This window comes from Candidatus Kryptoniota bacterium (assembly GCA_036567965.1).
In the GTDB taxonomy this organism is placed as follows: domain Bacteria; phylum Bacteroidota; class Ignavibacteria; order Kryptoniales; family JAKASW01; genus JAKASW01.
In genome coordinates, this window is the sequence record DATCTN010000015.1 from 120,437 (window position 1) to 145,430 (window position 24,994).

Sequence of the window (24,994 nt, forward strand, 5' to 3'; positions counted from 1 at the left end):
CCCGACTTTCCTTTCTCCTGATCTTCAGATTCCCCAACTTAGCGACAAGTTGAAGATTGTCGGGAGCTGGTACACTACGTCGCCGGTAATATTGTTAATGTAGAACACATTTCTTTTGTTGTACGCGTTGACCAGCGTACCCTGGAGCGTGAAGTGTGCCGGATCGATCTCAAAATCGTACGACGCGCTCAGGTCGAGACTTTGATAACCCGGAAGCCTTGATGTGTTCAGGCTGCCGAATAAGACCTGGCTGGATAGGGCCTGGCCGGTGTAATCAGGCAAGTTGTGGGGATTAATTTGAGCGAGCCCGAAATATCCGTCGACCGGAGTATACGGAAGCCCGCCCGAGAACTTCCACCTCGCTCTCAGCCAGAACTTCCTGAGCAGCTGCATGCCCGCGGAGATGTTCAACTGATGGCGAAGGTCATATCGTGGGAAATATGTCAAGCCGTCGAACATTCTAGTTGTGCGGCTGAATGAATAGCTCCCTTCAAGATAAGAGCTCTCCCCTGCGTCGTATCTGAAACTCACGTCCGCACCGTACGCTTCTCCCCTTCCGAATATGAAGTCGTTCTCATATTCGTACACCTTGTCCCGGTTAACCGCAACTAAATTCCTGAAATCCTTGTAGTAAACTTCTATTCTTGCGGAAGTGAGAACGTTTGGATTCAATTTGACCCCCAGTACGTACTGAGTCGATTGCTCATCCCCGCTCCCTTCAGGAAGAGGAGCGATGACGTCGAAAGGAGTGAATACCATATTTTCGTCGTTCAGATTCATCAGTCTCTGGTGATAGATCCCACATGTGGCATAGACGGAAACGGGTTCTCCGAAATCGTACCCGAGCGTAATCCGGGGTTCCGCTATGTAACCATTCGGCTCACCGGCGAGGTCCTCGAATGCCCTCTGGAGATCTGATCGGAGTCCCAGCTCGAATGATAGTCCGCCTGCAAAATGGAAATTGTATTTTGCCCAGACCTGCGGTTCGGTCTCCGAGAGCGATTGCTGTATCACGGTGCCGTACTTATTAGTAAAAGTGTAATTATACGTGGGGAAATTGAATAACAGTCCGATGTTGAACTCGTTCCGAGCTATCGAATACGACGTTACCTCCGCGTACAACGAGGGGCTCGACACTTCGCTGAGCTGGTAGCTGAGATACTGTGCATCTTTCGGAAGTTGCTCCGCCTTGTATGTTGAAGTCGAGATCGAAAATCTCATGTCGTACTGGTCGCCTACTAGATAGCTGCCGGAAACCGCTGCGGAGTTGTTGGTCCACCTGAAATCCGGCTCGGAGCTGTTGGAACCGGAGATCATATCCGCATTAGTCAGGAATTCTGCGGAGACATGTCCCGTTCCAAATGATTCCACTGTGGCTTTTGCAAAACCGTCGTAGAAGTCGAAAGGGAGTCCGAGTCCATAGAATTTTTGAAGAGCGTCCTGGAACAACGGGCGGCGGTAAAATAGCACGAAGCTTGTGTTTCCTCCCGACGAAAACGGACCGGTTAGAGAAAAATCCGACGAGAGAAGGTCGAGCGTGCCCTTCGCTCTGTAATTGTATCTATCGCCGTCGATCGTCTGAATGTCGAATACTGACGACAGTCTTCCGCCATACTGCGCCTGGAATCCTCCGGTACTGAAATCCGCGACCTTAACTATCATCGGGTCCACAAAACTAAACAACCCGAACGCATGCGACAGGTTGTAGATCTGCATGCCGTCGATGAGAACAAGGTTCTGATCCGGACCTCCTCCCCTTACATAGTACTGGCTGGAAATTCCGCTGACTGTGACGACACCCGGAAGCTGCGTGACATATTGTACAACGTCATTCTTGAACATGCCGACATTTCTCTGCAGTTCTCCGGAAGTTATAATCGTTGTGCCCGCGACTTTCGCACCGCCGACGTATGACTCTCCGGTGACCTCAACAGCCGGCATTGTCTTGGGAGACTCAGGGATCGCGAGGCGAACGGTAGTCGATTCCTTCAACGAATCAGGGAGTTCGAAATCTTTCGACCTGTAACCGATGGCCGACGCGCGCAGTCTCGTCTGCTCCGGCTTGACATTTCTCAAGAAGAAGTAGCCGTTGATGTCCGCAACTGTTCCTATGGAGGTGCCGACGATGGAGACGGTCGCGTAAGGAATTCGCTCTCCGCTCGCGCTGTCGACTACCGATCCTTTTATTGTCACGCTCCTTCCTTGTCCAAAGGTTCCATCCGGATGGAGTAATACCAAAATAAAAAGGACTGAGATCGAAAGGAGTTTCTTCCTCAAAACAGGAAAATCCTTGTCGTGTCGACCGCTGCACCTGCTACTATACCTTCTCCCAGGCCGTTGAAGATGTTCGAGAAAATGATCTTGTCTGTCCGCATCGACAGCGGATCGAGTTCGCGGTTCGACGTAATGTAAAACCTGTAAAGAGGATCGTCGATCTGAGTGACAACAATGTCCGTGTAGAAATGGACCCGCTTCAAATTCCCCCCGAGAGCTTGGGCTGATTTGAATGCGCTGGCGTAATCTGAAATTGAGAATTCTTCGTCCGTGTTTCCCGCCGTCGCTTCGCGGAATGGGTCGGGTGAGGTCTGTTGATTGATCGGGATGATGTCGCTTTGAAAATTCCCGCTGCTGTCGAAGCCCCTGTATTCAACGTAAAGCCGGGCAAACTCGGCCCTCGTCGAACCGGAAAGCAGTACATTGAAGACCAGTGGTGTGGTAGCGATTGCCGGGCGGCGAAGATCTGAATAAGTCGATAGATCCGGAACCGTCACATTGCTCCCCGGAACACTTACCGGGGCGACAGCCGGCGGATAACCATTCTTGAGAACCGACAGAGTGTAATTCCCGAAAGGCATTACCTCGGTCTGAACGAAGTAAAAGGAAACAGTGTCGCCGTCTATCACTCCGGTCGTGTCGATGAGGGTGATATCCGGTCCTGATCCTCCGCTCAGTACGACGGTAGCGCCATGTACCGGTTCACCGACGCTGTCCGACTGCGATCCCTTGACTGATGTCACCCTGACGTACACGTCCTTCGAGTTCGCGATGAGGATGGAATAAACAACAAGCTTCGGTGTAATATTCACATCCGGCTTGAACGGGCTGTTGCAGCCCGACGACAAAATCGAAAGAACCGCCAGCAGAACTGCGGTTGCGCCGCGAAGTTTGCCACCTGCTTTATAGATCGAATCCGCGTTCAATTCATTCGACCCGAGTATATGTTCACTTGAGGAGCAGCATTCTTCTGGTTTCTGTGATTGCGGGACCAGATCCCGTGAGAACTATAATCCGGTAGAAATACACTCCGCTTGCATACTCCCGGCCGTCGAACCTTACATCATGTTCACCAGCCAACTCTAATCCGTTGACAAGAGTTGTAATCTCTCTTCCGATGAGATCATACACTTTCAAGGTGACAAAGCTATTGGCTGGTAACTTATAGCTGATCACTGTCGCTGGATTAAACGGATTTGGAAAATTCTGTTTGAGAGAATAGACGCGTGGAGTTGTCCGTATCGCTGCGGTGATCACACCTGTGCTCCGAAAAACTCCGCTATCCGTCCCGGCATACAGGTATCCCTGAGGATCCATTAGAATTGATAAGACATTCTGATCGGTCAAACCTTGGTCGACGTTCGTCCATGTTTCCCCGCGGTCCGTCGAAATAAAGACACCCCGGTCCAGCGTTCCCGCAAAATAATTGCCTTCTTGATTCACGAGGAAGGATGAAATGTCCGAGTTGCCAAGCGATGGAATGTGGGTCCAATCGACCCCTTCGTTATCCGAGTAATATGCACCGGACGAATCTGTCCCTGCAAACATTCTTCCGCCAGGGTCAATTTGAAGGACTCTCACCGTGTTAAACATTAGCGGTGATGACAATCCGACCTGGTTCCAGAAATTTCCGCCGTCCGTCGTTTGAAAAACTCCGTCAAACATCGTTCCCGCGTAGATCGACCCGTCGGAGCCGGCAGACAGGCAGTATATGTTCGTTGACGGCAGGGAAATGTCGTTCGGTCGCGACCAGTCGTGCCCGCCGTTCGAAGAAGAAACTACGCTGCCGGTAGAGCTGACAAACATTTGATCAATCCGTGTTTCAATGAGATCAAAAGACCAGCCGGGATAAAGTGTGTTCCATGATCGCCCCGAATCCGACGAGTAGAAAGATCCGCCGGAAGTTGACGCATAGATGCGCCCCAGGAAGGACGAGGACCGAATGCTGTAGACACTTCCGTAATTCAATCCGTTGCTGACGCGAATCCAGGTCCCGGGAGCGGCGGGCTTGTAGATTCCGTCGTTCGTTCCGGCATAAAAATTTCCAGCCTGGTCGCGGCCCAGGGAGAGAACCTGACTCGGTACAATTCCGCACTGAGCCCAGTCCTCGTTTGCCGCATCAAGCTTGAAGACCCCGTTCCGCTCTGTGATAACGTACTCTGTCGTGCCGGGTTCATACCAGGCCGCGGCAACGTTAACCTCCGACAAGGCGGGAGTCACCTGGGTCCAGTAGCCATGAGCAAGTATGTACTTGTAGTCCCCGGAATTTGTTGCGGCAATCAGATCACCTGAGTGATCGGTAAAAAGACTCGCCACATTCGCGCTTGGCAAACCCAGTACGTCTCTCGTCCAATTTGAGTCCTTCGGAACCGCTGAAAGGATACCCGATGGAACCAGGATGAACATTCGGCCGTTTCCGGCGCGCGCAATCGACAGGATCGATGTCAATTCAAGTCCGTACAGATGCCATGTCCTCCCGCTGTCGGATGAGATGTAGACTCCACCTCCGTACGGCGGCTTGGTCCGCGGCCAGATCGCCTGAAGTCCGGCATAAATATTCCCAAGACTGTCTTCGGCAATCGAAAGCACACTCACCGGATCCGATGTGACTATCGAGGAAGACCAGCTGTCTCCGCGGTCAGTTGAGATGGAAACGCTTTGAGTTCCTCCCACACAAAGACGATCTCCTGAGATGATCGTCGCGATTTGCGCTCCACCCGGAAGATTGGTCCTCGTCCACGACTCACCTTCGTCTGTGGTCCTGAAGAAGCCGGGAAAGACGTTGCTTCCCGTGTAAAGAACATTCGAAGAGTCCACTGCAAAAGTCGAGAGGTACGCCCAGTTAAGTCCGGTGTTCACAGCTTCCCATGTCGAACCTTTGTCTGTCGAACGAAACACACCTGCAGTCTGCGTAGCCGCAAACACATACCCCGGCGCGTCCACGGTCAATATCATTACGTTGCCAGAATATGGCCCCTTAACAGCGGTCCATGAGATTGACTGCGCCGATGATCGGGAATAACTGCACAGCCAGCAAATCAAAATCAGCTGGGCAGCCCAAGAGTAACTTTTCAATCCCTGCAGCTTTCTTTCGCTATTACTCGGAAAAATTACACGACAGGATTCGATAATTTGAATATTGAAGATTCCGCTAAGATTATCAAGCAGCGAGGCTGCGGAAGGATGTACTCAAACCGCCGTTGCTCGTTGTCCAAACACCGCCGTCCCTATCCTTACAATCGTCGCACCTTCTTCGACTGCTATTTCGTAATCGCCTGACATTCCCATCGACAGCTCAACCATTTCTACGCCGTGAATACTCGTGTCCCTGATGTCCGTGAAGATCCTGCGGAGCATCCGGAAGCACTCCCTGACTGCGTTCCGATCTTCCGTGAACGCTCCTATCGTCATCAGTCCCTTCACCCTAAGCGAGGACAGATCCTTCATCGAGCGCAGAAGACCTTCGGCGCCTGCAGGATTTATCCCGCTCTTGGTCCGTTCGCCGGATGTGTTTACTTCGACAAGCACATCCCGTCCTTCACCCAGTTTTTGCAGCTGCTTCTCGAGCTCCAGGGCGACTTCGAGTCTGTCGACAGAGTGAATAAGTGTTGTAGGAATTTCTGCAAGCTTCTTTGCTTTGTTGGTCTGCAAATGTCCGATGAAATGCCATTCGATGTTCAATCCCGGAAGCGCCTTCCATTTCAAGGCAAGTTCCTGAACCCTGTTCTCCCCGAACCGGTACAGTCCCGAATTGACCGCTTCCGAAATTCTTTCCGCAGGAAATGTTTTGGATACCGCAACTAGCTTGACATCACGAACCGGATTATCGCTCCTTGCAAGAGCATCGCGAATGCGCGCTTTTATCCCCGCGACATTCTCCGCAATTCCCATTCCTCCCCCGTTCGGAAATCAATCCTGGCTGAATTTTCTTGAAAGATAAACCGAAACTCCTATAATCTTTTCTTCTTCGTCGCCCTGCCGGATCCTCAGATCGTAAGTCTTACAGATGCTTTCAAGGAGTCTCAATACTCTCGCAGCTGAATGGCGGGGGACATTCAGCTCGTCGGACAATTTTGCCACCAGCAGAGGCGAATATTTATGAACAAGCTTCCACGCTTCTCGCAGGTTCCTCTTGCTCCTGAACCCGTTCGGGAATATCCGCTTCATCGCGTCCACGTCCTCGATAAGCTGTTCCGACGGGCTCACGTCCTCGTAGTCGGCCTCGTAAAATTCCCTCACCGTGAGTTTCACGTCCTCGATGGGAACATCCCGCTTCGTCCTTGTAGTCAGCGGAGGCTTGCCCGCTATCTCATTTATCTTCTTGTCGACATATACAAGTTTTCTTAACGCGGGCGTCTTCGCATATACGCGCCTCCAGTTGCTTCCCGGAGTCAACCAAACAGCAAAAGTTTCTGCCCAGTCTTCGTCCGGATGTTTCTGCGCGTAATAATCGGGAAGATGTTTTACGTGACGCTTGCTCCATGGATTGAAGCGGTATGAATCGGAATATTTCTTGTTGAAATTTCCGAACAACTTCTTCCATTCCGGATCGAGATAGAGTTTGTAGGCGTAATTCAACGCGTGCCCGAACTCGTGGCGAAGTCCCATCTTTATCTCGCTTTCGCTTTCGACTCCGTCATATGCCATCTCGTCTTCAATCTCCATCAGCGATTCGCTCTGGAACCAGAACGGGATTTCGATTGAGATGCTCTTGTTTACGCAACCCCACCCGGTCCCGAGATAGAATTCCGGACGGAGTTTAATTTTCTTTCTCGATGCTTCCGATTCGACTTTGCGTATGAGTTTGTGGAACGTACCGTTGATCTTCGGATTCAATTCGCAGATCGGCAGGTCCAAATACCTGAATTTCTCTAGTTCTCTATGCAGCTTCATTTCTGTCATTTGAGGTGGAATTTCCCTTGGTTTTCAATAATCCTGGCGGCAGTGCGCGCGCCAATTGCGGAATAAATAAGGGGACGGCTCTCGAAAATGCAAGCCATAAATACGGTGTTGACAAACTATTTTGTATAAAAACGGGTTGTTTTCACACATTTGACTTTAACGTTTGTATAGTTATTATCTTTCGAAGGGAGCTACGCGCGAATCTGAAATCACCATTAAGACTAACAGTACTGGCAGCAGCGATTCTCTTTGTTTCATGCGGGTCGACAAGACAGTTCGGTGGAAATGACGATCGCCAGAATCACAAAGAAAGTTGCGCGGCCGGAACCATTTATGTCATTGGGAATGAACCGTTCACACGACTCGCGCTGGAATATTCCGGAGCGTGCGGAGAGTCCGACGACTCACTGTCACTTTTCACGAGTAAACAAATGCTGACGATAGCCGCGGACACGGCTCTGACGAATTTCTTGATGACTCTCCAGGGAAGATCTGTTGAGGTACATTACGATTCCGTGTTTGCAGTTCCGGGAGGAAAGTCCATACACGTCATTCGAGCGGAGCTCATGAAATAACAGTCGATACTCAATCTCTTAAGGAGCAGAAATGAATCTCAAATTCAGAGGGCTGATAATTCTTTTTTCGCTGATGTATACGATCCCGGCATTCAGTCAATCAATCGGCGCCGTGATTCAAAAAGATCCGGGAGGGAGGGCGGTGTATCCGATCGCCGGAAGCCACCTTCTGTGGAAACAGGAAGAACAGGTCCGCGAATACTTGAAGACTCATCCGGATGAAATGCGGACGATGAGGCTTCAGAAAACCGGCTCATGGGGTTTCACGGTCGGCAGCACGCACAACTGGTACGCCCACAATTTCGTACTCAATAACGAGTATACCGTCAATTCGACCTGCAGGGCGGTCGGCGTTCATTGCTACATCTTTGTCGAAGACTCACTGTGGAGCAATGGAAGGGTGACGCAGGTGGCGGTCGACTCGGTGAAGAACAACTTCGACAACCGCACTCCCGCGAATGCCTCGAAAGGCATCTACCGGACCGATGTGGAGACATTCGGCAATCCTCCCGACGTGGACAACGATTCGCTGATCATTATCCTGATCTTGAACATAATCGACGGATGGAACGGCACGGGAGGTTATGTCGCGGGATACTTTTCAAGTCTGAACGAAGTGAGCCAGGCTAACAGCAACAAAGCAGAAATATATTATCTCGACGCGGACCCGGCAGTCCTTACTTCGGCACCCGGAATACAAGACGCGATGTCGACCACCGCGCACGAATTCCAGCACATGATCCACTGGAATTACGATCCGAACGAAATCACTTTCGTAAATGAAGGCTGCTCAACTCTCGCGGAGGTAAACTGCGGATTCCCGATTTACGAACAGTCGTACTTCGTCGGTGAAACCAATCATTATCTCTTTGACTGGCGCACAACCGACAACGTGAAGGTACTGAACGATTACTCGAGGTCGGCGAGGTTTATGACTTACATCCGGGATCAAATCGGAATCGGCGTATTTAAAGATATCGTCGCAAGTACACTGCATGGCATAGACGGACTCAACGCCGGTTTCGCTGCCTTCGGATCGTCTCTGACTTTCGACACAATTTTCAGAAACTGGACAATCGCAAATATACTTGACGACAGAAGTGTGGATCCTGCTTACGGATATCTCTATCCTGATCTACCGAAGGGAGAAGGTCCGACTTATCTCAACCCGAACGCATCGGGATCAAGCGTGATATCCCATCTCGGAAGCGAGTATTTGATTTACAGGGGCGGTTCGAATCTTTCTATTTCATTCACCACCGGAAATTCGGCAATAGTCATAAAAGCGATCGAGAAAGGGAGCGGCACACCCGTAGTCGCCGATGTAACTCCGGGCGTTCAGTTTACAGTTCCTGAATTTGGCTCGACATACTCGGAAGTAGATTTTGCAATTACAAATACGGACCATTCAAACGATTACTCGGTCAGCTATACTTCTGCGGGAACAGTTGTACCTACAGAATTCAAATGGGACACGACCGAGCCGATCGGATATCTCACCTCATATTCACAGTCAGACACAGTCTGCGTTACATTTGACGGGGCAAACGGAGCGGTACTCGATTCGGTCAGAATCGCCCTGAGGCGCGCAGGATCGATTACCGGCGGGGTGTGGGAATACACCGATGTCGTCAGACCATCTCCGCTAGGTAAGAAACTTTCTCCTGCTTTTGCAGCGACGATCGGTACCACGACAACGGTGCCGTATCCCGTTCCGTATCAAAACTGGGCGACTGTGAATCTCACAAGCGACACGATCTCGATAGAAAATCCATTCGTGGTCGGATTTATTATCGGTTCGGACCCGTCGACACCGGGAGTCATGATAACCGAGTACCCAAGTGCTTCTGCGTATCACAGTTTCACATACCTCGGAGGTGCATCCAGCGGCGCGAACTGGTATTATCTCAACGCATCGACGGACACGTTGTACCTATATTTAATCAGGGCCTATGCCAGCTTCCTGACGCCTGTCAGAGAGCCGGTCGAACTTACACCGAAACAGTTCGAGGTCTCACAGAATTATCCGAACCCATTCAATCCGGCGACCGTAATTCAGTACAGACTACCTCAGAATAGCTTTGTGTCAGTAAAAGTATTTGACCTGCTGGGGAGAGAGATGAAGACACTAGTCAATGAGAGAGAGACAGCTGGAGAGCATTCGGTCTCATTTGACGCAAGCGGACTTGCGAGCGGCGTTTATGTATACGTCGTGAGAGCGGGCACTTCTGTCCAATCTCGAAAAATGCTGGTGTTGAAGTGAAGAGGCGTGCGTCAGAGCATGTATCGGGAGGTCGCTGAGAATTCCGCCGACGAGATGCGTGATCAGTGAAAGGTTAACCTAACTTCGTATTTGTTTCCCTGTCGGCGCGTGAGAGTCATCAATCTCGCGTGCCGGCAAGCTTGATTTTATTCACCCCTGCGGTTAACATCCCACGACGAAAAGCTTAAATTTCCATTCCCGCGGATGCACACGGAAAGAAAAGGTATATATATGATCAACGCTGTCTTGATGTTCGCCGTTCTCTTCGCGCCGCACAGAGGACCGGAATTCTATTATTTCGACGGAAAAGTGCTTTCCCCCCTTTATACTATTAACCTCCCGAATCTTGGAACTGCGGACATACATTTGTTCGTTAAATCTACTGTCGAGCCTTTGGGTGCTGTGATCGACTCATCGGAGATCGAAATCTGTATCCCGACCTTGAGCGAGAGGAATGCGCTTGGTCTTGCCGGATCAACCCATTCCGGCAAAGAGCGTTGGTACAAGCTAAGTTGTGCTATCCTGCTCAAAGTCGGCGTTACGCGGCATACCGTTACCGTCACCAGTAGAGCGGGCACAAAATACACCCGTGAATTCTTGATTGCAGTCGAAGGAACTAAGAAGCTCGAGAGACCTTTTCAAAATAAATGATATGGAGAAGTGCGATGAGATCAACCCTAGGCATTACGGTTCTGATCCTGGTCCTCTGGTGTACGGGTGTTGTAAAATCCCAGCAGCGCAGCAGAGAAGATCATGATGCCATAAAATACGTAAAGCTCGTTCCGGCCGAACTGAAATCGCTGAAATATACAAGCAGTACTGGACGGCTTTACCGGACTCAATCCGCAACCTGGACTACGCTCGGCCCGCAGCCGATCAACATGGAGTTCAACACCGGCGTGTCTTCAGGTAGAGTCGCGTCCCTCGCCGTGGATCCTACCAATGCAAACATCGTATATGCAGCGGCGGCGGGCGGGGGCTTGTGGAAGACAACCGATGGTGGTACGACGTGGAATCCACTCACTGATGATCTTCCGCGCCTCGCATCGGGCAGCGTTGCCGTCGACCAGACCAACGACCAGATTGTTTATTACGGTCAGGGCGAATTGCATTTCTCAATCGATAGCTACCCGGGTTCAGGCTTCTACATGTCGACCGACGGCGGGACAACCTGGGCGCAGATACATTTACCCGGTTCCTTGTATTATACCGGGAAAGTCGAGGTCGCTCCATCGGACCACAACGTAGTCTATACCTGTGGTTACTATGATATCTACAAGTCTACCGATGCGGGCCAGTCGTGGGGCGAGTTGAATCTCACCCCAGTCGACAGCATCGGATATGCCGGCGCCGTTCAGGACCTGGCAGTCGATCCGACCAACGCCAGTGTTGTCTACGCTGTGAAGGGAAGCTCGTTCTCGGATCCGTTCGACACCAGCTTCGGCGTATTTAAGTCCATCAACGGCGGCACATCCTGGACAAGAACTTCCGCCGGACTCCCCGCATCTAAATACATCACTCGAATTTCAATCGCCGCGGCTCCGAACAACAACCAGGTCTTGTACGTCGGTATCAACGGGACAAATCCCCTGAAGCCAAGCAGCGACACGACAAGGGCATTCAAAACGACAGACGGCGGATCCTCCTGGACAGTTATGCAGATCAATTCCGATTACGGCGGCGGGCAGGGTTGGTACAATAACATGGTCGCCGTGGACCCGACAAACGCGAGTGTCGTGTATGTCGGTGGAATCGATCTCTGGAAATCGACAGACGGCGGTTCCACATGGACCAATCTCACGAAGGCCTACAGCACAGGGAATGTGCATCCCGATCAGCATGCACTCTCGTTCATGCCGGGCACGGGCAACTTCTTCCTAGGAGACGACGGAGGTGTTTGGAAAACCACGGACGGCGGCACGACTTTCTCCGACTGCAATACAAATCTTCAGGTGACCCAGTTCTACGCTGTCGGGATCGACGCTTCAAATTCGTCGCTCACATATGCCGGCGCACAGGACAACGGGACCGATAGAAATATTTCGCCTTCCAACAACTGGTCCGAAATATATTCCGGGGACGGCGGATATGTGACGGTGGATCCGACCAACTCGAACATTGTCTACGGAGAATATGTGAACGGTGCCCTTGTAAGATCGATGAATGGAGGATCAGGCTTTTCTCCAATCGTCACAGGCTTGAATGGAGACGGCTACTGGACAACTCCGTACCAGCTCGATCCAAACAACACGAGCATACTTTATACGGCAACCGACAGAGCCTACAAAACCACAAACAAAGGTACCAACTGGTCCGCGGTGAGTGCCGCGGTGAAGGGTACAGGGGATCTCGTTACAACCATGGCGCTCTCTGCAGCCGAGCCGAACGTGCTTTATGCCGGAATAAGCGGATACCGGGGCGGCGATGCCGGAAGCTTCCTGTACGTTTCCCAGGACAGCGGCAAGACCTGGATGGATATAACGATCAACGGCGATTCCACGAACGACTTCGCCCGCGTGACGGCGGACCCGACGCAAAAAGGCGTCGCATACCTCGCCATGCTCCAGAGTCCGGAAGTCATGAAGACGACCAACTATGGCACGAGTTGGACCCCGATCGGATCAACATCAAACGGATTTAACGGTGAACCGGCCAAATATATTTGCGTCGATTCGACGACAGGATACATTTACGCCGGCACATACGACGGAGTCTACATCACCACGAACGGTGGAGGAACCTGGTCGAAACTCGGCACGGGTTTGCCCAATGCCGTTGTCGATGACATCGCGATCCAGTACGCGACTCATTCGCTTCGTGTTGCGACACACGGGCGCGGAGGATGGGAAGTTGATCTTGCCACAGGAATCGCGCGGTCTGTCGAGACGCCAACAGAGTTTAGTCTCGCGCAAAATTATCCGAACCCATTCAATCCGGCGACCACCATCAGTTTCAAGCTTGCAGCCGACAGCTACGTCACCCTGAAGGTCTACGACGTGCTCGGAAGAGAGGTCGCTACGCTGATGAAGGGGAAGCAGAAAGCAGGAGAGCACTCGCTGACTTTCGACGCGAGTAAGCTGACAAGCGGTGTCTACTTCTACAGAATTGCGACGTCATCGTTCACTGAAACGAGAAAAATGATTTTAGTTAAATAACGCGATTCAATTTTGCGGCCAACCCGCATCAGAGTTGCCCTCTGTAATCTAGATAAAGCTCCGGTTAGACCGGAGCTTTGTTTTCTCCCCGCATCTGTGGTTATCTTAACAGGTCATGAAATTATTCCGGGGACACATCCCTCCATCGTGGAAATTCAAGAGCGACGTGAAAGTCTGGCGGCTTCTTCCCGGCAAAGGAGTGCTCGCGGTCGAATTGCGTGACACTGCCAATAAGACTGCTTCATTCGCAGGTATAGAAATCGGTTCGGGAAAAACTCTCTGGAAAGATCTCCGCTTCGAGAACGGCTGGTGGGTTACGATAAACACAATCTACGAGGACGTCATCCTCCTGCAGCAATTTGTCAGGCCCGACATGCCGACCGCCGGAAAGGTGTTCGCCGTCGATCTGTTGTCGGGAAAAATTCTGTGGCAGAACGACTCGCTCACTTATCTTTACGCTGCGGAAGGCGGCGTCATATGTGCGAAACGAACTCTCGTCAGCGATGAAATCGTGTCGCTCGATTACAGGACAGGTATTGAGAAATCAATTTCTCCTCCCGTCGATCTCTCGCGCTCCGGGCTCGCTTCAGGTACGCAGGCGGAGAATTTTATCCTGCCGGAGCTCCTTGAGCCCGACGGCAAAAAATCTTATCCCGAAATCTCCGATGCCCTAAGGAATGTTCTTCCTCCTGACGCTCACGCTCCATCCGCAATAGTTTATCGGTCAGGTAAGACGATCGCAGGATTCCACTTGAGAAATGGAGAGGACGAACGAGGAACCGCTCTGTACGACTCTCACCTGCAGATCGTCGATTCAAATGGCAAGATCATGTTCCGGGATGTCGCGGATACGAATGTCTACATGCCTATAACCGATTTCTATTTCGTCGCGGAAACTCACCTGATCTACGTAAGGAACTCGAACGAAATAGTCGCGGTAAAATTAGGCTGATTCCTTTTCAAATTCCTTTTCGATCAGCGCTATCCTGCACGCTTCCGTGTATGGGCAGTACAGGCAAACTTTCTCGAAAGGAAATTCCGTAAGATTGAAGCGCCCCGATCTCGCAGATCCGACTTTTGCAGACACGAACATTTCCGTCTCGTGGGACAAGGCATCCATAGTCTTGGGATAATTTTCCGTGCCCCGCGTAGGGCGAGAGAGATCATACGACCGGTTGTATTTAAGCTCGCCGTCCTTTTCGCGAACGATGAAGTTTATCGCTCCATTTCCGTCTTCATCATGTAGAAGCGTGTTTCGATTCAAGGATACAAAAGCAGCTCCGGAGGGAGCCGATATAAGGGGCTCCTTCCCCGCAATCCTGCCGAGTGCGGCAAGGTAGATCAGGAGCTGCGGAGAAATCTTTTCGCGAACAACTTCTCTGTATGAAGCTATCCGGCTCGATGTCTTGTAGTCGATTATGATCGGCCCGTCGTCTCCGGTATCGACGCGATCTATTTTACCTCTTACCGCAACGCCTCCGATGCTCACCGGTTCTAAATCTCCGGATCCAAACTCGAATTCGAAAAGGCCAGGGATCAATCCGTATTCGGTGAGTCTTGCCTGTACTTTCTTCAGAAAGAGCTCGAGTGTACCCTGATTCCCGGCGTTCCCGAGTATCGCGTCTCTTTCCACTTCAAATAGTTCGTGATGAATGCCTAGTTCGTCGAGGACCTGCCTGCCGATGGCCAGGAGGAGATTCAGTTCATCTTTCGCCTGCTCCAGCTTGCCGCCGCGGCCCAGCTCCGTATAAAATCTTTGCAGGATCCTGTGAAGAACCGTCCCTCTTTCAATTGCGCTGAGTGAAGTTTCGATCTCGGGAGGTTCGGTTATGTGAAGCACTCTTCTTACGAAGAACTGGAATCCGCATCTCGACAGCGATTCTATCTGGGCAGCAGAAAAAACCCGGCCGGCAAATTGACCATCGGCAAGCTTCACGAGGGCCTGGTCGGTTATTCTGCCGTTGAATTCGCTCTCTCGGTCGTCTCTGTACCTCGCGCGTTCTGCGAGTTTGCATCTTTCAAGATTTATCGGAAGCATCGCTCCCGAAGTTTTGTCATCGACCAATCCCGCCGCATCTGCTTCTATGAGCTGATGAATCGAATAAATATTCGTCGTCTCCTTCGTACCGGCAGGCTCGACGAGCACCGTAGCGTCTGCCGCATCGAGGAACGCATCGATAAACGATGATCGAATAAGCCGAACCTCGTCACGCTGCATCGGATAAATGAGGTGGAGACTTTTCCCGAACGAAGCGACCGCCTGGAAGAAGAGATGTCTCTGCAAATATGGTTGTGTCTCCCGGTTCTCTCTCTGTGTCATCAGCGGGAGAAATATTTCGGGAACGTACCTCGTCGGGAGTTCTCCTTCGTTGAGGCCGACAATGAAGACATGATCAAACTCGAGACCGCGCATCTCTTCGAGAGCGGTCACGTACACACCGAATCCGTACCGCTGTCTTATATTGAAGCGAGTAAGCCCGAGCGCGGCCCGGAGATTCTGGACCCAGGTTTCAAGCGGCAGTGGGCCGGCGTCCGCGTTGCCTTCTGAAACCTCCTCAACAACCTCGAGAAAAGCGGAGAGCGCGCGGGCGTCCCGCTCGACTATTTCAGTCAGGATCCCGCCGACATCCATCGCAGCAATGTTCTCGTGAATCCTCAGATTCTTCACCAGTTCACCTACCGCGCTTTTGAAGCCCGCCGCCGTCATGTCCCGCAAAACCGGTTTCAGTGTATTCTCAATCGAGTCAAGTATTTCCGCCGCGTTTTTCAGAATTTCTATGTCGTGTAATTTCTCCGCGAGACTATCATCCGTCTTCGAGCGGGCAGCATCTTCGAGCACGGCCGCCTTAACTGCGATCGCTGATTTGAATGTCTTCAACCCTCTCTCAAACCTGCAGATCGCCGCCGCGTTGAGAATGATGCTGCCCACATCGCCGTACGCGTCCGACACCGTGACAAGCCGGTTCGTGACCGCCCGAAGGAGAGACACACGCTCATAGTCCCCAAGCTTCACGTCAATGAACGAAAGGACAGCGTTGACGATAGGATTACTTTCGAGCGTGTACCTGTCGGTTATGTTCACCGGAATCTGGTATTTCGGAAACACTTCCCGGAACAGTCCCGAATAACTCTGCGGTAGATACGACGCAACACAAATCCTGTCTAGTTTTTGATCGGGCTTGCTCTTTACAATCTCCTTTATCTTCTCAGCGACAAACTCCACCTCTCGAAGATTGTCCCTTACCCCGACTATGAATGCTTTATCGACCAGGTTCAGCTTTTTGCGCGGACGCCCGTCGGCAAACAAATAAGTACCAAGAAACTCACGAGATCCCGGTGATTTCCCGCTTCCGTCTCGCACCCGAGCCTCATGCACTTTAAACCCGCGTACCTTCAATTCGGAAACGGTTGCGAGCATTGTCTTAAAAAGATTTTCGTTCCTGTCGTTGCAATCGAGCCTGACAAGAAACGAAAAATCTTTTTGCCTAGAAAGCATTTTCAGGAATTCGAGCTCGGGCTTTTTGAAATTGTAGAACCCTTCTATGAAAAATGCCGCTCCTTCGGGACAAATCACGCGGATAGTCGCTTCCGTCAACCTTCCGTTCACGACTGAGAGCAGACCGGGTGTGTCGATGAGATTGTTCCCCAGCTCTTTTTCATACCCGGCATAAATCTTTAGAAACTCTTCAAGCTTAAGTCGCTCCGGTTTTTCCGCCACGGAAAGGAGGAGCTTGTAATCCTCGGGAGTGATACCATTTTCTTTGAGGTATCCTATCTGGTCGACAATTTTTTTTATCGTTCCCGCGGGAGCGACGCCGCGCCTTGTCCCGGGACGTGACGAGGCAAACTTGAAGAACTTCAAATCGGTCCGTGAAATCACCCTGTCGATGACCATTCCCTGAAGAGAAGTGGAGATCACCCGCTTTCCCGTGTTCATCGCAGAGAAAACCTTCTGCGCGAAGAGTTCGAGTGTGTACACGGGGAATCTTCCGAAAGCGACGTCCTGTACCAGCTCGCGCTCGAGCTCCCTAACTCGCCGGCGGGTCGGGACGATATACACGAAATCATATTTCCCGTCTCCACGACGTGCCCTTGTCTTGACTTGAGACGTGAAGTCTTCGACAACCGGTCCGTCGAAGTTCTTCGAGAGTACGATCGGCATTACTCTATCCTTGGCGGCTCCTCGTCGATGTTTGCGATACCCTGGAGACGATCACGGAACCTCCCGAGCGCCTCATGAGATTCACCATACTTGTTCTGAGCGTTTCTCAGATGGGTGCCGAGCGTATCAAATTGCTCGCCGAATTTCTCGAGCGCGTTCTCCAGCTGGGCAAGCTGGTTCCTTACCCGCTCGGCGTTCTTCTCGATCTGCATTCCCTTCAGCCCGATCGCAATCGCCTGGATGTAAGCGTAAAAACTGTTCGGAGACGCCGGGATCACGTGTTTGTTCATCGCATGCCTGTAGACTCCGCTTTCGTCGGTGTCCTGCATGAGGAGCTCGTAGTACATGCTCTCGGACGGGATGAACATTATCGCGAAATCGAACGTCCCCTCAGCCGGCTTAATGTACTTGGACGCGATGTCGTCGATTTGCCCTTTTAGAACCGCCATGAACCTGTTCAACGCCAGTTTCTTGTCCGCGTCATTCTCGGCATCGACATACCTTTGGAATTCGTCCTTGGGGAATTTCGAATCGATCGGAATGATTTTCTCCGATGTCCGGATGATTGCGTCTACTTTCGAGCCGTCACGAAAGCCGTATTGGAATTCATAGAAACCCTGCGGGATGACCTGCTTAATGAGTTCTTCGAGAAGAGTTTCGCCGAGATTACCGCGAAGCTTCGGCGAGCTGAGAATGTTCTGGAGCTGGTTAATTTGTTTCCCTATCTCCATCATGTTCACGCTCGCCTCTTTCAGCTCGCCGAAATCCTGTTTCAATGAGGAAAATAATTTGTTCGCCTCGCTGAGCTGTCCGCCGAGCTGTCCCTCGAAGCTCGAAAGGCGCTGCTCGACCGAGCCGCGGAGATTTTCGACCTGCTTCCCCATCAGAGATGTCAGTTCCGAGACCTGGTTGGTAAGCTGGACCACCTGCGCGTTTGTACCCGCACGGTTATCCTCCATTCCCTTCGAGAGCGTGTTCGTCACAAGCTGAAGCGTGCTGGCTATCGTATCGCTGTTTGCCCGCGAGGCATCCGACACGGATCTAATGGAAGCATCGAGATCGTTCTTAAGCATCGTGAATAGCTGCACCGTCTGGTCAGGCGACGACTTCCCTGCCTTCGACAGGTTCCTGAACTCGAGGAACAACACGGCAACAAGAATAAGAAGAGCAGCTAAAAGGATTATCGCTAGTGTACTCATGATCTTCCCTTAAACGTGTAAGAAAAAGAAAGAACCAATTGATCTGAACGATCTAATCGAATTCTCAACTTCATATTTACTCAAGCACGCCGGTAGACAAATAATTGTCATTCCGAAGAGTCTGGTGGGCACTGGCAGTGCTACGACGAGGAATCTTCTTAAGGATTCCCCGATGATTCTTTGGTAGAACTGTACGCAGGATTCCTCCGGTCACTTGTCCCGACTGTGTCGGTGCTCGTTCGGTCGGAATGACGGTTGGATCTGCGACTTCCGACACAAGCATGAGAATAGGCACCTAATATTTCTTCACTAGAATATCTTCTTTCTCCTTGTCAGATATGCTGTCAGCGCCTTATCGAATGGCGTTGATGTCGTCAGAAGAGAATAGTCGATATCGTTTTCGAAACACTTGCTCTTTAGCTCATGGATGAACCTGTTTACATTATTTCTATAGGTCGTCTTCATTGCGGACACCTGTGTCGAAACCTGTTCGCCAGTTTCAAGATCGGTAAAAATCGAATCGCCCGGGTAGTCGAGGTTTATCTCGGCTTCGTCCATGACGTGAAAAGCGATGACTTCATTCTTCCTGTGCCTGAAGTGTTTTAGCGCGGTGATCACGCTCCGCGTCTCGTCGAGGAAATCGCTTATGACGATAATGAGTCCGCGTCTCTTGATGCGCTCGGCCAATGACGAGAGCGCCGCGGCGGTCGAGGTTTTCGCATTAGGTTTCGTGTCGGACAGCTCCGTAAGAAGCCGTTTCATGTAGGAGTAAGTGAGATGCGGCTCGAAGAAACTCCTTACGGTCTCGTCGTAGACCGCAAGCCCCGTTGCGTCCTGCTGTTTCATCATGAGGTAGATGAGACCCGCCGCGAGGTATGATGCGTACTCGAGTTTCGTCACTTTCCCGTCGCGCTTGTCCGAAGGACCCCTGACGGGGAACCCCATCGAGTTGCTCGCATCGAGGAGGATGTATGCCTTGAGGTTCGTCTCCTCCTCGAACTGTTTTATATATAGCCGGTCGCTTCGGCCGTAAACTTTCCAGTCGATGTTGCCTATGCTGTCGCCGGGGAAATACTGTCGATGTTCGGCAAACTCTACGCTGAAACCGTGGTAAGGGCTTCTGTGCATTCCGATCAGGAACCCTTCCACGATCAGCCGCGCGCGCAGCTCCATGTTTGAAAGCCGCGAGATGAATTCCGGCGTCAGGATTCGAAGTGGACTCTCGCTCATTTAAAGAAAGTTAACCAAGATGAGGGGCAAAACCACCGCATATAATGGCGAAAACGAGGCTTGACTGTCGGCATTTTCGGTTGTAATTTAGACGTAGTCTTAATAATGAAAAGCACGGAAACTAAAACGAAGAGATGCAACAGACGGACACAAGATGAAGACTCTTGCACTAGCAGCATTCATTCAATTTGTAATTTCTCTCTCGACGGCAATGGCACAGGATCGATATTACAACTGGAGCGAACAGTTTGAATCGGAAGATCCCGGCGAATTCGAACTAGAGAGTTATTCTAATTTCGATACGCCTTCATACTCGAGCAGCAATCACTCGCTTGTCCAGACATTCGAGCTCGAGTACGCATTCTCCGATCGTGTTCAGGCAAGAATAAGCCAGGGCTTCTTAAAAGGTTACCCTGCCGGGGAGTTCTCATCGGGAGTTCTCGAAGTCGAAGGACTCTACCGACTCGTCGCGCCGGGAAAATTCTACTTCGATCCGGTCGTCTATCTTTCATTCTCAAGGAGCTGGACTCCCGGCAGCGCGAGGACCGCTGAAGCGAAACTCATACTTTCAAAAGATATCGGACCAATCAACGCGCTCGTGGTCGGATCTACCGAGTATGACCTCGGAGGCGAGAGCGAGTTAAAACCCGAAATGAGCGCGGGAGTCAGCTATCAAATCGTCGAAGGTCTCAGAGCGGGTGTCGAAGCGTTTGCCACCGGCGAGGACGAAGACAAAACAGAGGATGCAGATCTCCGTGGTACGGGAATCGGACCCACGGTCTCTTTCTCCACCCCATGGTTCTGGATGACAACGGGTGCGTCGTTCGGGTTATCCGGGGCCGCAAACAATCTAAACTTCCGCACTATTATCGGAATCGACCTATGATGTGTCCGGAAGAGATTAGGCTAAACTCAAGATAGAGCGCCAATGGAAACTGCGAAAGAAAAATTCGAAGGCTACTTGCGGGAAGAAAAGTACCGCATAACACCCGAGCGTTTTGAAGTACTGGATGTTGCTATGGCGACATCGGGCCACTTCGACGCGGACGAGCTCTTCCTCACTCTGAAAAAGGAAGGGAGTAAGGTCTCACGCGCGACCGTCTACAACACGCTCGATATTCTCGAAGAGTGCGGGCTCGTCTACAAGGTCCGCCTGAAGGATCATGGCTCGCGTTATGAGAAGGCGTTCGGGAGAGCTCCGCACGACCATCTGCTCTGCGCACAATGCGGACAGATAGTCGAGTTCGTCGACGAGAACATGGAGAAGAGCCGTGAGGCAATCGCAAAGAAATTCAAGTTCGAATTGATAAGCCATTCTTACCAGATACTCGGATTGTGTCCCGATTGCAGGAACGGAAGATAGTTTCACTTCGAATAAAGCGCTGTAGCGGAGAAAATGAAAACAAAACTTACATGGGCAAAGAGGGACGGGGACTCAAGGGATAGAAGGAAACTGGCGAGGAACCTGCAAGAGCTGCAAGTGGGCGACGATGCCCACATCGTAGCATTCACGGTCCAGGACGACACCGCCAAGAAAGTCGAGGCGATGGGATTGCGGGTCGGGAAGAAGATTACAGTATTAAGGAAACTGGGACGAGGAATTTTGATCAGGACGAGTCATTCGAGAATTGTGATAACATCGGATGTTGCGAAGAATATTGAGGTAAAATGAAAAAGAGTATTAAGGTGGCTTTTGCCGGTAACCCGAATGTCGGCAAGACTTCGCTTCTCAACCACGCGGCCAAGACCGACCTCAAGGTCGGGAACTGGTCGGGAGTAACGGTAGAGAAACGCGAAGGGTTCATGAATTACAAGGGTTACGACATCCACTTCGTCGATCTTCCCGGGATCTACACCCTTGAGCCGCTGTCTGAAGATGAATGGGTCGCGTATAGTTTTCTGACGGAGGAAAATCCCGACGTGGTGGTCGATGTGATCGAAGCCGCGAACGCCGACCGCGATTTTCTTCTGACGACCGAGCTCCTCGAGTTCGGCAGACCGATGGTCGTTGCATTGAACATGGTCGACGAAGCGGCAAAACGCGGAATAGAAATAGACAGCAACCACAGCCGCGAACTTTTGAATGTCCCGGTGATAAAGACAAACGGGAGGACCGGCCAGGGAGTTACTGAGCTGCTCGATGCGATAATAGATTCCGCAGAAGGAAAGACCCATCCGAATCCGGTGAAGTACAATGAGATGATGGAGCAAGCCCTTTCGCGCATCTCAGCAGACGGCGGGTCGGCAAAACTAGACAAGCACCAGCTCATACAGCTGCTATCACAGGGCAACGGGGAGAATGTCGAAAAGAACAAACTCGAAAAATTTTACAAGAAAAGTATCTCGGACATCGTCAAAGACGAGCGGTACGCATTCGCGAACGGATTTTACAACGAGGTCTTAAAGAAAAAGAAAACGACGGCGCGGGATGTAACCGACCAGATCGACAAGATCGTGCTTCATCCTTTCCTGGGATTCGCAGTGTTCTTACTCGTTATGTTTCTCCTGTTCAAAGTGTCTTTCGATTTTTCAAATCCCCTCATGAACTGGACGACCGGACTGATAAATGATTTTGCCGCGCCCCTGATTTCCTCGCTTCTGTCGAGTCTCGGTGCGAGTCAGTGGATAATGAAGTTCTTTTCGGAAGCGATTGTGGGTGGAGTAGGCTTTGTCATAACATTTGTACCTCTTATAGGCGCGATATATTTCCTCCTGGCGCTCCTCGAGATGTCGGGGTACATGCCGAGGATCGCGTTCCTGATGGACAGGTTCATGCATAAGCTGGGACTCCACGGAAAAGGGATGATCCCGCTTCTGCTCGGTTTCGGCTGCAACGTTCCGGCGATAATCGCGACGAGGACTCTCGAGAAGAAGCGCGACAAACTTCTCGTGATGGCGATGATCCCGTTCATGAGCTGTCCGGCGAGACTCGTCATATTTTCATTCTTCGCGATACTGTTCTTCAGTCATCCGGCGATAGTGATATTCTCACTTTATCTCGGTGGAATTCTGATCGGACTTCTCACGGCTTTCTTCCTTAGAAAGACGGCATACAAAGGAAAGCTTTCACATTTCGTAATGGAGCTCCCGCCATACAGAGTTCCGAGGATAAGGACGGTCCTGAGGATCACGTGGGTGCAGGTGAAGAGTTTCCTTTACAGGGCGGGCACACTCATATTTGCGGCGTCGGTAGCGGTCTGGATATTGCTCAACACACCGCCGAATATAAAAAGCCAGTCGGACAGTGTCGCTGCATACATAGGCAAAGCAATCACGCCGGTGTTCAAGCCGATCGGGATAAACGACTGGAGGATCTCCACCTCGCTCATACCTGCGTTCCTCGCGAGAGAGATCGTACTCAGTTCGATGGGGACGATATATTCTGAAGATGCGGAAGCGCGCTCGGCGAAGGTTCCTCACGAGAAGTTTCAATTTTATTTGGCGCTAAGGGGGCAGGCGATGTCATTCGCGACTGCGATCAAGGAGAGTTTCGGTTCGCTCCTCACGCCCACGATCCAAACACTCCAGGCGGACGATAGCCAGGAAAGTCTGCGTGCCGTGATAAGGTCGAGTTTCACTCCGGCATCGGCATTATCATTTATGATTTTCCTGCTATTGTACACCTCATGTCTCGCGACAGTCGCGGTAATGGCACGAGAAGGCGGCAAAAAGTTCGGGTTTCTATTTCTCGGTTACAGTTTTGCGATAGCATGGGTCGTTGCATTCATCGTATATAACGTCGGGACACTGATATGACGGCAAAGAGCCTAACGGGTCACTGCGACTCACCTTCATTGAGTTCTTTCAGGTTCGTAGGAGGTTTAAGGTGAGTCGCAGTGGCGTGCCCCAGGAAGCGGTGTTGATATGATAGCCGAGATTATTTTCATGGGATTGATGGGGGTGTTCGCGGCAGCGGTGATCTGGAGATCAGTAAAGAAGAAAAGTAAGAAAAGCTGCTGCGACTAGAAGCGCAACAACCAATCTGGTTCACTCGCTCTGCGGCGGAACCCATCAGCGGAAAGCGAAACTGTCGGATGCAGAGTGGGCGGATTGGTTCTCAAAAAGTGGGAAGTAAACCGCCCACCTGTTCGTCGTGGTATTGCGAAAATAGTTTCTACTGACCGGTTTGAGTGTGGCATGGTCATTGCACGGATAATATTTGCGATGGATCGTGGCACATCTAAGATGGAACAGTTTCTCGAATGCAGGTACGGCAACCAACCTTGTCATTCGGCCAGTCGTTAATCACGGCATAAGGGCTGAAAGATTCGACATACTTAAGTTTTTTCTTGACATAAGATTCAATCATCGGTAAAATGGAGCAGGTAGTTAGAGCAGGACCTTCCGTGTGGAGTAACCCCAGTACGATTTGATGATTGGTACATGAGGCAGTAACGTTTAAATCGCTGGCCGGAGGGGGCATGAGGAGAATATGTGCGGGCATTGTGGTAGTTGTCGTGACGGGAGTGAGTGCGGCCTTATACGGACAGGTGCACATCAGGACGAGTGTAACGATCACGCCGAAGTCGAGGGAAATAACACAGGACGAGGAAATAAGAACTCATAAGATCCAGTTTCGGCTTTGGTGCAACGATCCGGTAGTTGCATCTTCTAGAATAGAAGCTAAAGGACCGTGCGGGTTCGATACCGTCTATTCTGCAGCTGGAGGCGATGTGACTCTGGTATTATATTCGCCTACAGCCGGAGATTATACATTCTATTCGTACATCAAGCTGACAGGCGGCACACTCCCGAAGAGCGCTCCTGGCTTTAACCTGAGCATTGACGACAACCCATCTGATGATTTTACCGGACCGGTCATGTTCACAAACTCAAGCGATTGGCTGTTAGTAAACTGGTGGATGTATGGGGAGTTCTACCAGCCGTGGGTTGATTGGAGCACTCCTTACAGTTCCGGGTTTGAGTTCTCACTTTCTACACGGACGCTGTTCTATGGTCAACAGGACGGCATGGGAATGGGTCCATACAATGACTGCACTAATACCGCGTGGGAGAGTTCAGATTCTGTCACATTGACTATAATAGAGGGAGGAGAATACGCATCACTGTCAAAGTTCGACTTCGATACCCAGACCGATGTGGAACTCGGGAAGACAGCGAGGACTACAGGGAATGACCTATGGTACCACTATCTCTCAGCCAACCAAACACGTCCCGACAGCGGAGAGGTATGGGTAGTTGTTGAAGCGGAGAGTAACGGCATGACGGGATTT

General features: G+C 51.2%; 18 protein-coding genes. 10 read left to right on the forward strand and 8 right to left on the reverse strand.

Annotated elements, in window-relative coordinates; all coding sequences use genetic code 11:
• Positions 1–24 precede the first annotated feature (24 nt).
• From VIS48_05805 to VIS48_05825, 5 genes are all read right to left on the reverse strand, one after another.
• A complete protein-coding gene (locus tag VIS48_05805) occupies positions 25–2,193 on the reverse strand; it encodes a TonB-dependent receptor (protein HEY9165659.1) in 2,169 nt (722 codons plus the stop codon).
• An 80-nt stretch (positions 2,194–2,273) separates the two neighbouring features.
• Entirely contained in the window at positions 2,274–3,200 is a 927-nt protein-coding gene (locus VIS48_05810) for a DUF4249 family protein (GenBank protein HEY9165660.1), read from the reverse strand.
• 22 nt (positions 3,201–3,222) lie between these two features.
• Complete coding sequence (locus VIS48_05815; GenBank protein ID HEY9165661.1) at positions 3,223–5,229, reverse strand: two-component regulator propeller domain-containing protein; 2,007 nt, start codon at positions 5,227–5,229, stop codon at positions 3,223–3,225.
• A gap of 234 nt (positions 5,230–5,463) precedes the next feature.
• On the reverse strand, positions 5,464–6,165 hold the full coding sequence (locus VIS48_05820; GenBank protein ID HEY9165662.1) for a YggS family pyridoxal phosphate-dependent enzyme: 702 nt from the start codon (positions 6,163–6,165) through the stop codon (positions 5,464–5,466).
• An 18-nt stretch (positions 6,166–6,183) separates the two neighbouring features.
• Positions 6,184–7,176 carry a putative zinc-binding metallopeptidase gene (locus tag VIS48_05825; GenBank protein HEY9165663.1) on the reverse strand — a complete coding sequence of 331 codons (993 nt, stop codon included), beginning with the start codon at positions 7,174–7,176 and terminating at the stop codon, positions 6,184–6,186.
• 17 nt (positions 7,177–7,193) lie between these two features.
• Here VIS48_05825 and VIS48_05830 point away from each other — a divergent pair, with 17 nt between their 5' ends.
• From VIS48_05830 to VIS48_05850, 5 genes are all read left to right on the forward strand, one after another.
• The gene (locus VIS48_05830) at positions 7,194–7,751 is read left to right on the forward strand and encodes a hypothetical protein (protein HEY9165664.1); all 558 of its coding nucleotides are present in this window, start codon (positions 7,194–7,196) and stop codon (positions 7,749–7,751) included.
• Positions 7,752–7,782: 31 nt separating this feature from the next.
• Entirely contained in the window at positions 7,783–10,014 is a 2,232-nt protein-coding gene (locus tag VIS48_05835) for a T9SS type A sorting domain-containing protein (protein HEY9165665.1), read from the forward strand.
• A 231-nt stretch (positions 10,015–10,245) separates the two neighbouring features.
• Positions 10,246–10,665: a hypothetical protein gene (locus VIS48_05840; GenBank protein HEY9165666.1), complete on the forward strand. Its 420-nt coding sequence runs from the start codon at positions 10,246–10,248 to the stop codon at positions 10,663–10,665.
• A gap of 14 nt (positions 10,666–10,679) precedes the next feature.
• On the forward strand, positions 10,680–13,169 hold the full coding sequence (locus tag VIS48_05845; protein ID HEY9165667.1) for a T9SS type A sorting domain-containing protein: 2,490 nt from the start codon (positions 10,680–10,682) through the stop codon (positions 13,167–13,169).
• A gap of 115 nt (positions 13,170–13,284) precedes the next feature.
• The gene (locus VIS48_05850) at positions 13,285–14,121 is read left to right on the forward strand and encodes a DUF4905 domain-containing protein (GenBank protein ID HEY9165668.1); all 837 of its coding nucleotides are present in this window, start codon (positions 13,285–13,287) and stop codon (positions 14,119–14,121) included.
• On the opposite strand, the gene VIS48_05855 is transcribed toward VIS48_05850, so the two are convergent.
• The 3 genes from VIS48_05855 to VIS48_05865 form a co-directional block, all read right to left on the reverse strand.
• Positions 14,113–17,331, reverse strand: coding sequence for a PD-(D/E)XK nuclease family protein (locus VIS48_05855; protein ID HEY9165669.1), 3,219 nt, complete (start codon positions 17,329–17,331; stop codon positions 14,113–14,115). The genes VIS48_05850 and VIS48_05855 overlap by 9 nt on opposite strands.
• Positions 17,331–18,530 (reverse strand): DNA recombination protein RmuC, encoded by a 1,200-nt coding sequence (locus VIS48_05860; GenBank protein ID HEY9165670.1) that lies wholly within the window; start codon positions 18,528–18,530, stop codon positions 17,331–17,333. The genes VIS48_05855 and VIS48_05860 overlap by 1 nt, the downstream gene beginning before the upstream one ends.
• Before the next feature lie 309 nt (positions 18,531–18,839).
• Positions 18,840–19,760 (reverse strand): DUF58 domain-containing protein, encoded by a 921-nt coding sequence (locus VIS48_05865; protein HEY9165671.1) that lies wholly within the window; start codon positions 19,758–19,760, stop codon positions 18,840–18,842.
• A gap of 154 nt (positions 19,761–19,914) precedes the next feature.
• On the opposite strand from VIS48_05865, the gene VIS48_05870 reads away from it, so the two are divergent.
• From VIS48_05870 to VIS48_05890, 5 genes are all read left to right on the forward strand, one after another.
• Positions 19,915–20,646 carry a hypothetical protein gene (locus tag VIS48_05870; protein HEY9165672.1) on the forward strand — a complete coding sequence of 244 codons (732 nt, stop codon included), beginning with the start codon at positions 19,915–19,917 and terminating at the stop codon, positions 20,644–20,646.
• Positions 20,647–20,688: 42 nt separating this feature from the next.
• On the forward strand, positions 20,689–21,123 hold the full coding sequence (locus VIS48_05875) for a transcriptional repressor (protein ID HEY9165673.1): 435 nt from the start codon (positions 20,689–20,691) through the stop codon (positions 21,121–21,123).
• Between the two features lie 33 nt (positions 21,124–21,156).
• Positions 21,157–21,432 carry a ferrous iron transport protein A gene (locus tag VIS48_05880; protein HEY9165674.1) on the forward strand — a complete coding sequence of 92 codons (276 nt, stop codon included), beginning with the start codon at positions 21,157–21,159 and terminating at the stop codon, positions 21,430–21,432.
• A complete protein-coding gene (gene feoB, locus VIS48_05885; protein ID HEY9165675.1) occupies positions 21,429–23,516 on the forward strand; it encodes a ferrous iron transport protein B in 2,088 nt (695 codons plus the stop codon). The genes VIS48_05880 and feoB overlap by 4 nt, the downstream gene beginning before the upstream one ends.
• A gap of 665 nt (positions 23,517–24,181) precedes the next feature.
• Positions 24,182–24,994: hypothetical protein (locus tag VIS48_05890; GenBank protein ID HEY9165676.1), on the forward strand; the 813-nt coding region annotated here is incomplete at its 3' end.

Bases quoted from the DNA above. Each gene is read 5' to 3' on its own strand.
- VIS48_05815 (HEY9165661.1), bottom strand. From the start codon at position 5,229: ATGATATTGACCGTGGACGCGCCGGGGTATGTGTTTGCGGCTACGCAG.
- VIS48_05820 (HEY9165662.1), bottom strand. From the start codon at position 6,165: ATGGGAATTGCGGAGAATGTCGCGGGGATAAAAGCGCGCATTCGCGAT.
- VIS48_05825 (HEY9165663.1), bottom strand. From the start codon at position 7,176: ATGACAGAAATGAAGCTGCATAGAGAACTAGAGAAATTCAGGTATTTG.
- VIS48_05835 (HEY9165665.1), top strand. From the start codon at position 7,783: ATGAATCTCAAATTCAGAGGGCTGATAATTCTTTTTTCGCTGATGTAT.
- VIS48_05840 (HEY9165666.1), top strand. From the start codon at position 10,246: ATGATCAACGCTGTCTTGATGTTCGCCGTTCTCTTCGCGCCGCACAGA.
- VIS48_05845 (HEY9165667.1), top strand. From the start codon at position 10,680: ATGAGATCAACCCTAGGCATTACGGTTCTGATCCTGGTCCTCTGGTGT.
- VIS48_05850 (HEY9165668.1), top strand. From the start codon at position 13,285: ATGAAATTATTCCGGGGACACATCCCTCCATCGTGGAAATTCAAGAGC.
- VIS48_05855 (HEY9165669.1), bottom strand. From the start codon at position 17,331: ATGCCGATCGTACTCTCGAAGAACTTCGACGGACCGGTTGTCGAAGAC.
- VIS48_05860 (HEY9165670.1), bottom strand. From the start codon at position 18,530: ATGAGTACACTAGCGATAATCCTTTTAGCTGCTCTTCTTATTCTTGTT.
- VIS48_05865 (HEY9165671.1), bottom strand. From the start codon at position 19,760: ATGAGCGAGAGTCCACTTCGAATCCTGACGCCGGAATTCATCTCGCGG.
- VIS48_05870 (HEY9165672.1), top strand. From the start codon at position 19,915: ATGAAGACTCTTGCACTAGCAGCATTCATTCAATTTGTAATTTCTCTC.
- VIS48_05875 (HEY9165673.1), top strand. From the start codon at position 20,689: ATGGAAACTGCGAAAGAAAAATTCGAAGGCTACTTGCGGGAAGAAAAG.
- VIS48_05880 (HEY9165674.1), top strand. From the start codon at position 21,157: ATGAAAACAAAACTTACATGGGCAAAGAGGGACGGGGACTCAAGGGAT.
- feoB (HEY9165675.1), top strand. From the start codon at position 21,429: ATGAAAAAGAGTATTAAGGTGGCTTTTGCCGGTAACCCGAATGTCGGC.